Raw genomic sequence first — 12,480 nt, 5'->3', positions numbered from 1 at the left:
TCATGGCCGATACCGCCTATGACAGCGACGCCCTGCGCGCCACAATCGCGGCAAGGAACGCGCAGGCGGTCATCCCGTCCAATCCATCCCGCGCCAGGAAGCATAGCCTCGACAGGCACCTCTACGCTCAGCGCCACCTGATCGAATGCTGCTTCTCCAAGCTCAAGCAGTTCAGGCGTGTCGCGACCCGCTTCGAGAAGACCGCGCGAAACTACCTCGCCATCGTCACAATCGCTGCCATCGTCCTGTGGATCAGGTAACTGTCCACACCACCTAGAGCACGTTCCGTTCAAATGGCACCGCCCTTTGAACGGCAAAACGTTCTCCATCATCAAGTTGGAGCGCGATCCGATCAGATTGATTCAATCTGATCGGATCGCGCTCTAGGCGTCTGTTTCCTATGAAGAAAAAGATCGCAGGCCGTCGCGGCGGCGGGGCGTTGCGGAACATGGAGGTACCACTCTAGCTTGCATGGGGCTGGATGCTGAAATTTCAGGCGCTTGTTCCGTCCCTTGCGGCATGGTTCGGTGAAAATTGAATACAATCTCGCGCAGGATGCCGCCCGTGCTGCCGACTCCGTCCCGATCCCACCCCGCTCCGATGCAGAGCGGCGGGTGCTACACGGCCAATGCCAGCCTCCAGGCGCGCGGCGCCGAGCCGGCGCTGGAGCTGCTGGCGCTGGCGCTGGAGCGCGTGCAGGTGAGCGCCCATCCCCTGGCCATCGTCGATTATGGCTCCGCCCAGGGCGGCAATTCCCTGCGCCCGATGGCGCAGGCGATCCGCGCCATGCGCGGGCGCGTCGGCGCCGACACCTCGCTCGCCATCATCCATACCGACCAGCCGGAGAATGACTTCTCGGCCCTGTTCTGCCTGCTGCGCGACCATCCCGACAGCTATCTCGACGTCGACCCGCAGGTGTTTCCCTTCGCCATCGGCCGCTCCTTCTACGGCCAGGTGATGCCCACGGCGGCGGTGACGGTGGGCTGGTCGTCCTTCGCGGTGCACTGGCTGAGCAGCGCCCCGGTGCGCTACGCTGGCCATGTCTGGCCGCCCATGGCCGCGCCCGAGGTGCGCAGCGCCTTCAAGGCCCATTCCACCGAGGACTGGCGCGCCTTCCTGACCCATCGCGCGGCGGAGCTGGTGCCCGGCGGCTGCCTGGTGGTGGTGCAGCCGGTGCGCCAGGTGGACGGGAGCAGCAGCTTCCCCGTGCTCATGGCCTGGGTGCAGGACGAACTGGAGGGCATGGCGGCGGACGGCATGATCGAGGCGGCCGAGTTCGGCGGCATGACCATCATCGTCTACGAGCGCACCCCCTCGGCGGTGCGCGCGCCGTTCGCGGACGGGCCGTTCCAGGGCCTGTGCGTGCGCGCCGACGTGGTGCAGGACCTGCCCGATCCCTATTGGACGACCTACGAGACCGACGGCGACGCGACCCTGTTCGCCGCCCGCACCATCGGCTTCTTCCAGGCTGCCTTCCTGCCCTCGCTGCTGGCGGCGCTGGACCGCGGCCGCGACGAGACGTTCCGCCGCGCCTTTTCCGGCCGCCTGCTGGCCGGCCTGCGCCAGCGCCTGCTGGAGGCGCCGCAGCCGCTGGTCTGCCCGCTCGCCACCCAGGCGCTGCTGCTGGAGAAGGCGTGAGGCGGGACGAGGCTCAGGGCGCCGCCGCCAGCGCCTCGTATTGCGACAGCATGAGCGCGCCCTTGGCGTCGAGATAGGCCCGCCCATAGGGCGCCGCGCGCAGGGCGGCGGGGTCGGCATAGATCGTGCCGCCCAAAGGCGGCTGCACGCCGGGCTTGCGGCACGGCACGGCGATGGTGAGGGCGGCGCCGGGCTTGTAGAGCGTGCCGCGCTCCACCTTGCGCACCAGCCCGGCCACCGCGCAGGCGCCGTAGCCCGCCTGCGGCTCGGTGACGGAGGCGACCGCGATCACCACCACGTTCGGCGCCTGCCGGCGGGCCTGCTGATAGTATTTCGGCGGCAGCAGCGCCAAGGCGGGGTTCGCCGCGCCCAAGATCAGCGCGCCCAAGATCAGCGCACCCAGGATCAGCGCGCCCGCCAGCGCCAGCCCGGCCGCCCGCCGCATGCCCCGTGCCGTCCGTCGTGTCATGCGCCGTGTCATGCGCGCCCCCGCTCCGCCTGTCCCCGCTGACCAGTTGAGCGGGAGGATCGTGTCGAAGCGAGGGCGGTGCCGCTCACTCCGCCGCGGGCGGCGGCGGGGCGTCGTCGAGGATCTCATACTGCCCCGGCAGCAGCGCGCCCTTGGCGTCGAGGGCGGCGCGGCCATAGGACGAGGCGGTGAGCCGGTCGAGGTCGGCCCCCGTCTTGGCCCCGTCCTTGGCCCCGTCCTTGGTTCCCGCCTTGGCGCCTTTGCGGCAGGGCACGGCGAAGGAGACGTTCTGGCCGATGCCGAACAGGGTGCCGCGCTCCACTTGCCGCACCTGGCCCTTCACCGTGCAGGCGGCGCCCGCGCCCTCCGGCGCCTTCACCACGGCGATGGCGATGACCACCACATTGGCCGCCTCGGCCGGCGCCTGCGCCGCCGCCGGCCCGGCGAGGGGCAGGGCGAGCGGCAAGGGGAGGGCGAGGACCGCCGCGAGGAGACCCGTCGTCAGGCCGATGGTCCGCATGCCGGCTCCTGTCTCGCGCCGGCGCCCGCCCGGCCCGCCCACCAAAGCCCTCCCGCGGGCCCGGCGCAAGGGCGGCCGGCGCGCCATCCCGGCCCGCCGTCCACAGGCGGCGCGCGCGCCGGCCCACATGCCCCGGCCATCTTGCTATGAAGGCAGCGGCGGGAACGGAGCAGGGACGGACGCATGACCCCCATCGACAGCGTGCTGGCGGCAGTGCCGGCGGACCTCATCACCACCGATCGCGACGTGACGGCGCGCTACCTCACCGATTTCCGCAAATACATGACCGGGGCCGCCCGCGCCGTGCTGCGCCCGCGCACCACGGCGGAGGTGCAGCGCATCGTCGCCGCCTGCGCCGCTCATGGCGTGCCGCTGGTGCCGCAGGGCGGCAACACGAGCTATTGCGCCGCCGCCACCCCTTCGGCCACGGGCAACGAACTGGTGCTGAGCCTGGAGCGGCTCAACGCCATCCGCGCGCTCGACGCCGCCAACCTCTCGCTCACCGCCGAGGCCGGCTGCGTGCTTTCCGTGCTGCAGGATGCGGCGGACGATGCCGGCCTGCTGCTGCCGCTGGATCTCGGCTCGCGCCAGTCCTGCCAGATCGGCGGCAACCTCTCCACCAATGCGGGCGGGGTCTCGGTGCTGAAATACGGCATGGCCCGCGATCTGGTGCTGGGGCTCGAAGCCGTGCTGCCGGACGGGCAATTGCTCGACGTGCTCCAGCCCTTGCGCAAGAACAACACCGGCTATGACGTGAAGCAGCTTCTGCTGGGGGCGGAGGGCACGCTGGGCGTCATCACCGCCGTCTCGCTGAAGCTGGCGCTGAAGAGCGTGGCGACCGTGACCGCCTTCCTCACCATCGCCGACATCGACGCCCTCACCGCCATCCTGGCGCGGGCGCGGGCGCTGACGGGGGAGAACGTCACCTCGTTCGAATATGTCTCCGACCATTCGCTGCAACTGCTGCTGGCCGCCAAGGGCCACCTGCGCCACCCGCTCTCAGAGCCCGCCGCCCATTACGTGCTGCTGGAGGCGCAGACCTCCTCCCCGCTGTTCCCGCTGGAGGCGGCGGTGACGCAATTGCTGGAGGAGCTGATGGAAGAGGGCCTCGTCACCGACGGCACGCTGGCGGCCGGCGGCGCCCAGCGCGACGCGCTGTGGGTCTTGCGCGAGCACATCCCCGAGGCGGAGGTGGCGAACGGCGGCTCGGTGAAGCACGACGTCTCGGTGACCACCACCCGCCTGCCGGCCTTCATCCGCGAGGCGTCCGCTGTGGTGGCGCGCTTTTCCGAGGGCGGCCGCCTCTCCATCTACGGCCATGTGGGCGACGGCAACGTGCATTTCAACGTGGTGGCGCCTTTGGGCGCGGAGCCGGCGCGCTACAAACCCTGGTTCGAGCGCGAGGTCTCGCCGCGCCTCTATGATCTGGCGGTGGCCATGGGCGGCTCGTTCGGCGCCGAATACGGCATCGGCGTCGTGAAGCTGGACCTGCTGGACCGCTACGGCGACCCGGCGAAGGTCGCGATGATGCGCGCGGTAAAGGCGGCGCTGGACCCGAAGGGGATCATGAACCCGGGGAAGGTGGTGCGGTGAGGGGGGAATGGGAGAATTGAGAACTGCATGCGCGACCGTGGCTGTGTCTATGCACCGGTTCAGACTGCCCACCTAGCGAGCACGAACAACAGGGAAGGCCCGGTCGCGAGGGGCACCGTGATGCCTTGAGAACCAAACGCGCTGACCTATTTCAACGCGACCGTATGGAACGCTATTCTGATGAAAGAACACCGACCCACCGCTGTCTGTGCGTATAAATCCATCGTCCCGATGGTTAAAAGAGTCGACAAAACCGTATTGCCGACGAGCGTCGGAATAGCAGAGTGCTTCACACTGGGTGACCAGCCCGTCGGCCGTTGGACGGACAGACGGATCTCGTGATAGGCAGGTTCGAATGATGTCGTAGATTTGGTTAGTTAATGCTGCGAACTGAGCCTTTGGAGCTTGATCTCGTGGGAGAGTAGGCATCACCGCGGCCTGGATGAGCGGAACTGCCCGATAGCCCGCGCCGAACGGTTTCTTACTGGTCAGAAGTTCGAACGCCATCGCCCCTAGAGACCAAACGTCCGCCGCCCTTCCTGCATCTGTGAACGACTCAATCATTTCAGGAGCCATGTAAGGCAATGCACCGAGTGCGGTTGCAGATTGCGTTAGCGCCTCTTCCCCACCATTCACGGCGTGGTCCAGTTCGACCTCCGCCATTTTCGCAATACCAAAATCAGTGATCTTGACGTCAGTAAAGGCAGCTCCGCCTACAACCATAATGTTGGATGGCTTTATGTCACGGTGAACTACGCCCGCATGGTGTGATGCGGCAAGTCCTTTTGCCAATCTATGAATTACCTGAGCACAGGAATATGGATCAAGCGTCGGAACGTGTTCTTTCATGAACTCGCTCAGGTCACACCCGTCTACAACCTCCTCGATCAGGAAGGGATGGGCCGTGTCGGGGATGTAATCGAGCGTCTTGGCGACATTCGCGTGGTTGATCTTCGCGGCAGTAGCAGCGCTTCGCGCAAATCGCCTGTTCGCTGAGATGGTTTTAGGACATTTCAGGGCGACGCGTCGAATTAATATGTTGTCCTGCGCCTCGTAAACCTCTTGCATCCCGCCCTGCCCGATAAATCGGACCACTTCATACCGGTCTGCGATAACCTCTCCGGCGTGGTGCATCGTCATAAAACGACCTCAGGATGGGAAACATCAACGGTGATATGTGCTCGCTTCGGTCCGTATTCGGGACCGCCAACGGTGATTACGCAAGCGCCAGGTAGTCGATGCGGAACTTGAACCTGCACGTTGTTGACAAAAACCTGACCGCTGGCGGAGACAATTCCAAAGTGAAGCCCATCATAGCTCAGTCTCAGCGTGCCAAGTTGGCCAAGGGTAATATTCACACCTCGCTTGCTTGCGTTCAACTCATAAGCGTGTCCCAGGGCGATCATGGTCGCTCGGTGTCGGTCACGAAGGATATGCGCTCCCAAAAGATCGCGGACATCTGCCATCGCTGGCCGCTGATGGGGGTAGGTCGCGAAACAGCGATTGAAAAGCGCTGCGACGTCTTGGGGGAGCACGAGAGGCTGAAGGGTGAAATCCGCCTGCGCGTCTGTGGTTGGAGGCACGCGCCTCAATGATACAGGCAGAGAGCCACGGATGAGTTTAAGTATCGTGGCGGCAAATGCATATGTGTCGATCGCCTGCGTGAACCGTGCTTCGTCAAGGTCATCTACGCACAATTCGGGCGCCATATAGCCATCCGTGCCGACGGCGCCTCGGGTCGCAGCCTCATCGGAGGCGGCACGCGCCAGCCCGAAGTCAAAAATCTTTAAGCAACCTTCCGCATCAAATTTCATGTTTCCGGGTTTGATGTCTCTATGTATGCGTCCTGCCGAATGAATATCCGCTATTCCACACGCGATAGCGAATGCAATTCGCATGAATTTTTCCAAATCGTCCAGCGGAATAATTGAATTTAAATCATCTCCGGGTAAATACTCTTCAACAATTCCAACAATATTTCCGCTGACATCGCGAATTACGTCATATAACTGAACAACGTGTTTGGATCTGATTGACGCTAACGCGGCGATTTCATCGCTAAGACGCCGCATCTCCACACCATCTTGCAGCTCTTTCACCAGCACATCTCTGTCTAAGTGGCGGTCGGTGCAGACGTGTGCCCGTGACATTCCGCCAGCGGCGGACCGAACAGGGTTTGGGGTGTAGCGCAACGGTATTTGGATCAAGCGTCATCCTCACCGTCTTCTGAGAACCGGACCTGCAGGGGCAAAGGAGCCGGGTCGTCGCCCTTATCGTTCTTCTTTCGCCGCGTGCTGCGTTTATTAGTTGATGGCGACCTCTTTGGTGTGCGCGGCTCAACCGACGGCTGAGGTCGAGGCGGAGAGGGCGGTGGAGGGGAAGGAGATTGCGCGGCTTTCTGAAGCTCGGCGGAAGGACTTAGCGCATTGCGCTGGTCGTCAAGTCCGTAGCTGGGCGAAAACCACACCTGAGCTTCTCCCGTTGCCGCGAGAAGATTAAGAGATATGCCTGGGCCAATTGTGCTGGCAACAATCGTGTGATCGGGTACGAAAAGAGCGGTGGCGTTGTCCAAACCACCCAGCGCATCCGCAACATTCATCAGTCTGCGCACAAGATCGCCAGCAGTCCCAGCGTTTGTGGCTATACGGGTCAAAAAATCACGACCAGCGCTGTGTGCTCCGTCTGAGGTAAGAAGAAAGCCGCGCCGAGTGATATTTGTGGGAATAACGATGATCTGAGGTTCTAGAATCGCATCATCATCGTTAGTTTGCATGCCAATATACTGAATGAGTCTATTAAAATCTAGGCGATCCGGATCTGAACGGTTGAGTGCAGCTCCAATGGTGTCGTCCCGCGTGAGTTGCGTAAGACGTCCATCCCCGTCCACCTCAAATGCGCGACTATCCCCCACGTGTGCCAAGCAGATATTTAAGCCTTCAATACAGACCGCAGTTAGCGTAGTTCCTCCGTCCCCGCGAAGGTGGTGATAGACGGCATTTTGCGCACTCAGCACTGCCCGTTGTGCACGACCACGCAGAGGCACTACCCTTGGTTGCCGAAGCAGGCTGCTGATGAAGACACTGGCCGCTAGTTGCGCGGCGAACCGCCCATGCTGCATGCCGCCCATTCCATCACAGACGATAGCGATGTCGGTATTGCGCTCACGCGCATCGCTCTGCCTCCACCGGACAATGATCCCGGCGTCTTCGTTGTGATGGCGGACGTTGCCAGTCGATGAAGCAACGGCATACGGCTCATCGATCTCCCAGGCACGGCGCTGCCGGTCGTTCAGGAGCGCGAATACTCGCTGTGCAATGGGCTCGCGTAGAGCGGGAATTTCCTGCACTTGGTTCAATGTGATCCTCGAATGAGTCGTCATCATATGCCGCGAGAAGGAGACTAGAAAGCGGAATGAGGTCGCCGTCTTGAGGAGATGGAGCCCTGCGAGATTTCTCGCGCTTCACCCGATCAGCAGGATGCGGCGGCTTAGCTGGCTACAAGAATGACATGTTGGCGCTGTCGAGAATGGGGGGCAGCCGCTTTGAGATCAAAGTCTAAAGCCCCTCTGCCCCCTCTCCCCCTCCGCCCCATTTCCCACTATAACCCCCGCCATGCTCGACCCGACCGCCCATCACCCGGCCGAGGCCGGCGCGGATGCCGCTGATTTCACGCGCCGCCGGACCTTCGCCATCATCTCCCATCCCGACGCGGGCAAGACCACGCTGACGGAAAAGCTGCTGCTCGCCTCCGGCGCCATCCGCCAGGCCGGACAGGTGAAGGCGCGCGGCGAGCGCCGCCGCACCCGCTCCGACTGGATGGAGATCGAGCAGCAGCGCGGCATCTCCGTCACCTCCTCGGTGATGACCTTCGAGCGCGACGGCATCGTCTTCAACCTGCTCGACACCCCCGGCCACTCGGACTTCTCCGAGGACACCTACCGCACCCTGTCCGCCGTGGACGCGGCGGTGATGGTGATCGACGCCGCCAAGGGCATCGAGAGCCAGACCCGCAAGCTGTTCGAGGTGTGTCGCCTGCGGGACATCCCCATCTTCACCTTCATCAACAAGGTGGACCGCGAGAGCCTGGACCCGGTCGGCCTGATGGACGACATCGCCGCCACCCTGGCCCTCGACCTCACCCCCCACACCTGGCCGGTGGGCATGGGCACCGATTTCCGCGGCATCATCGACGTGCCGGCCAAGCGCGCCCTGTTCGCGCAGGAGCGCGGCGGGCCGCTGGTGCATGAGGTCAAGTTCGAGGACCCCATCGACCTCCTGGGCCTGGACCTGCCCGGCGTGCCCGAGCGCATCGTCGAGGAGGCGGTGGAGAGCTTGTCGCTGGCGCTCGGCGTGCTGCCGCCGTTCGATTTGGAGAGTTTTCGCGAGGGGCATCTCTCCCCGGTGTTCTTCGGCTCGGCCATCAAGGAGGCGGGGGTCGGCGAACTGCTGAACGGGCTCGGCGGCTTCGGCCCCAGCCCCCTGCCGCGCAATGCCAACGGCCGCGTGGTGGAGCCGGCGGAGGCCAATGTCTCCGGCTTCGTGTTCAAGGTGCAGGCCAATATGGACCCCAACCACCGCGACCGGGTGGCCTTCGTGCGCCTGTGCTCGGGGGTGTTCAAGCGCGGCATGAAGCTGTTCAACGCCCGCGAGAAGCGGCACATGGCCATCGCCAACCCGATCTTCTTCTTCGCCCAGGAGCGCGAGACGGTGGACGAGGCGGTGGCCGGCGACATCATCGGCATCCCCAACCACGGCATGCTGCGGGTGGGCGACACCCTCTCGGAAGGCGAGACCATCCGCTTCGAGGGCATCCCGGACTTCGCCCCCGAGATCCTGCGCCGGGTGCTCCTCGCCGACCCGATGAAGAGCAAGCAGCTCGCCAAGGCCCTGCACGACATGGCTGAGGAGGGCGTGGTGCAGGTGCTGCGGCCGCTCACCGACCCGGCGCCCATCGTCGGCGTGGTGGGCACGCTGCAATTGGACGTGCTGGCCTCGCGGCTGGAGAAGGAATACGGCGTGCCGATCCGCTATGAGAGCGTGTCTTTCGTCACCGCCCGCTGGGTGACCGGCGAGCGGGCCGAGGTGGAGCGCTTCGTGGAGACCTCGCGCTCCTCCATCGCCCAGGACCGCGACGACGCGGCGGTGTATCTGGCGCGCAGCCAGTGGGTGCTGGACCGGGCCATCGAGGAATGGCCGAAGCTGAAATTCGTGGCGGTCAAGGAGCGCGGCTGAGCCGGGCTGTTTCGGCTGTCGGCCGGTCCCGCGGGGCCGGATGGCGGAAATGAGGGGGCGGGTCCGGTCTTAGACTAAAGGCGGACGATGCCACACGGTGTCTGAACAGGGGAATTTCATGTCGAACGCAGTCGGCCGCGCACAGGATCCGGGCCTCCAGAGCATCATCACGGAGGCCTTCGAGGCCCGCGCCGAGGTCACCTTCTCCACCCGCGGCGAGATCCGCGAGGCGGTGGAAGAGGCCTTGTCCTTGCTGGATTCCGGCGCCGCCCGGGTGGCCGAGCCGACCGAGAGCGGCTCTTGGCAGGTCAACCAGTGGCTCAAGAAGGCGGTGCTTTTGTCCTTCCGCCTCAATGACATGGCCGTCATCCCCGGCGGCCCGGGCGGGGCGGTGTGGTGGGACAAGGTGCCCTCCAAGTTCGCCTCCTGGGGCGAGGCGGAGTTCCGCGCCGCCGGCTTCCGCGCCGTGCCCGGCGCCATCGTCCGCCAGTCCGCCTACATCGCCCCCAATGTGGTGCTGATGCCGTCTTTCGTGAACCTGGGCGCCCATGTAGGCGAAGGTACCATGGTAGACACGTGGGCGACGGTGGGCTCCTGCGCCCAGATCGGCAAGCGTGTGCATTTGTCCGGCGGGGTGGGCATCGGCGGCGTGCTGGAGCCCCTCCAGGCCGGCCCGGTGATCATCGAGGACGATTGTTTCATCGGCGCAAGATCTGAGGTGGTGGAAGGGGTTGTGGTCCGCCGCGGCTCGGTTCTGTCCATGGGCGTGTTCATTTCCGCCTCCACCAAGATCGTCGACCGCGAGACCGGCGAGATCTTCATCGGCGAGGTGCCGCCTTACTCCGTGGTGGTGCCAGGCAGCCTGCCCGGCAAGCCGTTCAAGGACGGCACCCCTGGCCCGTCGCTGTCCTGCGCGGTGATCGTCAAGCGGGTGGACGAGAAGACGAGAGCCAAGACCTCCATCAACGATCTGCTGCGCGACTGAGCTGCACGTCCCCCTCGCAAGGCCCTGACCTGTCAGCCTTTTCCCAGCCGCATCGCGGCCGGGGACAGGCGCGGCGCCGGGGGCCGCGCGGGCGCGCCGGCGGGCAATCTCGCCTGAACCTTGCGCCCGGCGGGATGAGCCTCATTTGGCGGTGGAAAGCGGCTTGCCAGCGCGATCTGAACGGCTATATTCCGCCGCCTTGCCAGGGTGTGGCGCTTCAACCGGCGCCGGGGAGAGATCCCGTCCTGTCAGGATCGTCCAGTCGGCGGCCTTGGCCCCGTCTGCGCCGATGACGTTCCGCACCCGCCTTGGGCGGGTGCCGTGGAGAGGTGGCCGAGTGGTTGAAGGCGCACGCCTGGAACGCGTGTATACGGGCAACCGTATCGAGGGTTCGAATCCCTCTCTCTCCGCCAGCTATAACCCATTGATTTAATTGATGTTTCATGCGCGGCGCGGGCTTCCGTACCCGTGAGTGTACCCGCGCCATGTACCTCGATAGACGCCCGTTCGGACTACGATTTCAGATCCGCATTCCGTCCGACCTTGCCAACCGGTTCGGTTCATCTCCGATCCTGTGACACGCAGGATCAGATGTCATCTAGGGGCACAGCCGGGATTAGGCGGGATTGCCGGGAATGAGCGGGAAAGCCTTGCGGTGACGGAGCTGGCTGCGCTGCCGGCAGCCAATGGCCCCTCTCGTGGCCGCGCAAGATCGAATGGCACCGCGACGCGCTTCGTCGGTTCGCGCAAGATCGAATGTCACCCTCTCACGCCCTCTGTCGTCGCTCCCCGACGAAACATATCCCCACACCGATTGCGAGTGCTGCGGCGCTGGCTTGCCGGCAAACCGTTGAAGCTTGAACTTAGCCGCAACTGGAAGGCGGCGGATAAAAACATTGCTTGCATATCAGGGCTTTAGCGGCAGCCAGACGCAAGCATGGAATGAGCGAACTCCAGCGCAGCGTCAACGATAACGCCGAGAATGGCCTTTCTCACGACCCTCAGGCCAAGCGTTTACCGCTGCCCGGCGCTTCCGCAGCGGAGCGCAAATCGGCGCGGAGTTGTGTCACCACCAACTTGATCATCGCCAGCCGTTCCTGCGCATCGTCGGTCGCCGACGTGATCTCTGCGTACTTCCGGCCGCTGAGACGGCCGAGGTCGATGGCCGCCAGGCCGACCTTCTCATCCTTATAGAGTCGAGCGATGGCGTCGGTGATCCGACCCATGAGTTCCTCGTCGATGCCGGAAGGCGTAGACAGCGCGTGCGCCAGGAACCCTCCGTTGCCTGCCGTCGGATCAATGAGCACATCTGAGCCTGACGCCTGCGAAGGGAGCAGAGTCGGCACGATCTTCGGCCCCTTATCCCTAATAAGCCAATCAAGCGAAACCCCCGCTGCATCGGCGATTGCAGCCAATCTGGAAGCTTGCGGCTCTCGTCCGGTCAGATAGTTTTCCAAGGTGCGACGCGGAATTCCGGTGCGTCGAGACAGTTCCTCTCCGCCCCCCACCATCCGCGCGCACTCCCTGATCCGCGCTGCCAGTTCGGACGTGTCCGTGTTCATAGCGCTAACTCGGACGATTTAGGCCAAGTCGGACCCGACGCGTCCATCTTGAAAAGCTCTTTTGTGCCAAATGAATAGCACAAAACGACCTTATCCGACCCATCAAGGAAGTCGGATAGGCACATATGAGCTTGATCACTTGGCACAAACATGCCAGATTTCCTCAAGTGAACGCATTCGCGATCTCATTCGTGTGCGCAATGCCCCGAAAAAACCGGCTCTGGCAGGAGCCGGCTTCCGAGGAGTTCAACATGACCAAGTCGGCGCCTGTCGTGTGGGACAGGCACGCGATCCGGGCCGAGGTGCATCGGCGCGAGACCACTTTGACGGCAATCGCCCTCGCAGCCGGTCTCGACCAATCGGCCTGCCGCTCCGCTCTCGTCCGCCGTCACCTGGCAGGCGAGAAAGCCTTGGCCGATTTCCTCGGAATCGCTCCCGAGAAGATCTGGCCCGAGCGGTACGCCAAGCCGTCACCCTGGGCA

General features: G+C 64.2%; 12 protein-coding genes and 1 tRNA gene. 7 read left to right on the top strand and 6 right to left on the bottom strand.

Going from position 1 to position 12,480, the window contains the following annotated elements; genetic code table 11:
* Positions 1 to 260, top strand: a 260-nt coding sequence (locus tag YU1_RS0124695; protein ID WP_029006347.1) for an IS5/IS1182 family transposase, incomplete at its 5' end; no start/stop codon positions are given.
* 304 nt (positions 261 to 564) lie between these two features.
* Complete coding sequence (locus YU1_RS31080; RefSeq protein ID WP_198019051.1) at positions 565 to 1,638, top strand: class I SAM-dependent methyltransferase; 1,074 nt, start codon at positions 565 to 567, stop codon at positions 1,636 to 1,638.
* 13 nt (positions 1,639 to 1,651) lie between these two features.
* Here the strand turns inward: YU1_RS31080 and YU1_RS0124685 are convergent, their stop codons facing one another.
* Positions 1,652 to 2,107 (bottom strand): hypothetical protein, encoded by a 456-nt coding sequence (locus YU1_RS0124685; protein ID WP_156922433.1) that lies wholly within the window; start codon positions 2,105 to 2,107, stop codon positions 1,652 to 1,654.
* Between the two features lie 85 nt (positions 2,108 to 2,192).
* Positions 2,193 to 2,627 carry a hypothetical protein gene (locus tag YU1_RS0124680; RefSeq protein ID WP_029006345.1) on the bottom strand — a complete coding sequence of 145 codons (435 nt, stop codon included), beginning with the start codon at positions 2,625 to 2,627 and terminating at the stop codon, positions 2,193 to 2,195.
* Positions 2,628 to 2,810: 183 nt separating this feature from the next.
* Between YU1_RS0124680 and YU1_RS0124675 the strand changes: the two genes are divergently transcribed.
* Positions 2,811 to 4,220, top strand: coding sequence for an FAD-binding oxidoreductase (locus YU1_RS0124675; protein WP_029006344.1), 1,410 nt, complete (start codon positions 2,811 to 2,813; stop codon positions 4,218 to 4,220).
* 72 nt (positions 4,221 to 4,292) lie between these two features.
* Here the strand turns inward: YU1_RS0124675 and YU1_RS32995 are convergent, their stop codons facing one another.
* Genes YU1_RS32995 through YU1_RS32985 form a run of 3 tightly spaced genes read right to left on the bottom strand, consistent with a single transcriptional unit; the run spans position 4,293 to position 7,566 of the window.
* A complete protein-coding gene (locus YU1_RS32995; RefSeq protein ID WP_198019050.1) occupies positions 4,293 to 5,360 on the bottom strand; it encodes a serine/threonine-protein kinase in 1,068 nt (355 codons plus the stop codon).
* Positions 5,357 to 6,370, bottom strand: coding sequence for a serine/threonine-protein kinase (locus YU1_RS32990; protein ID WP_084540107.1), 1,014 nt, complete (start codon positions 6,368 to 6,370; stop codon positions 5,357 to 5,359). The genes YU1_RS32995 and YU1_RS32990 overlap by 4 nt, the downstream gene beginning before the upstream one ends.
* Positions 6,371 to 6,423: 53 nt before the next feature.
* Positions 6,424 to 7,566, bottom strand: coding sequence for a PP2C family protein-serine/threonine phosphatase (locus YU1_RS32985; protein ID WP_245263448.1), 1,143 nt, complete (start codon positions 7,564 to 7,566; stop codon positions 6,424 to 6,426).
* Positions 7,567 to 7,831: 265 nt separating this feature from the next.
* On the opposite strand from YU1_RS32985, the gene YU1_RS0124665 reads away from it, so the two are divergent.
* The 3 genes from YU1_RS0124665 (at position 7,832) to YU1_RS0124655 (ending at position 10,849) form a co-directional block, all read left to right on the top strand.
* Entirely contained in the window at positions 7,832 to 9,451 is a 1,620-nt protein-coding gene (locus tag YU1_RS0124665) for a peptide chain release factor 3 (protein WP_029006342.1), read from the top strand.
* A 118-nt stretch (positions 9,452 to 9,569) separates the two neighbouring features.
* Positions 9,570 to 10,436 carry a 2,3,4,5-tetrahydropyridine-2,6-dicarboxylate N-succinyltransferase gene (dapD, locus tag YU1_RS0124660; RefSeq protein ID WP_051357314.1) on the top strand — a complete coding sequence of 289 codons (867 nt, stop codon included), beginning with the start codon at positions 9,570 to 9,572 and terminating at the stop codon, positions 10,434 to 10,436.
* A gap of 323 nt (positions 10,437 to 10,759) precedes the next feature.
* Positions 10,760 to 10,849: transfer RNA gene (locus tag YU1_RS0124655), tRNA-Ser, on the top strand.
* 588 nt (positions 10,850 to 11,437) lie between these two features.
* On the opposite strand, the gene YU1_RS32980 is transcribed toward YU1_RS0124655, so the two are convergent.
* Positions 11,438 to 11,998 carry a helix-turn-helix domain-containing protein gene (locus tag YU1_RS32980; RefSeq protein WP_084540105.1) on the bottom strand — a complete coding sequence of 187 codons (561 nt, stop codon included), beginning with the start codon at positions 11,996 to 11,998 and terminating at the stop codon, positions 11,438 to 11,440.
* Positions 11,999 to 12,249: 251 nt separating this feature from the next.
* Here YU1_RS32980 and YU1_RS34245 point away from each other — a divergent pair.
* On the top strand, positions 12,250 to 12,480 hold a 231-nt coding region (locus YU1_RS34245), incomplete at its 3' end, for a helix-turn-helix domain-containing protein (protein WP_051356556.1).

Origin of the sequence: Azorhizobium doebereinerae UFLA1-100 (genome assembly GCF_000473085.1) — a bacterium.
Taxonomy (GTDB): domain Bacteria; phylum Pseudomonadota; class Alphaproteobacteria; order Rhizobiales; family Xanthobacteraceae; genus Azorhizobium; species Azorhizobium doebereinerae.
The sequence above is the reverse complement of the archived record's forward strand: the minus strand, read 5'-3'. Positions and strand labels throughout refer to the sequence as shown.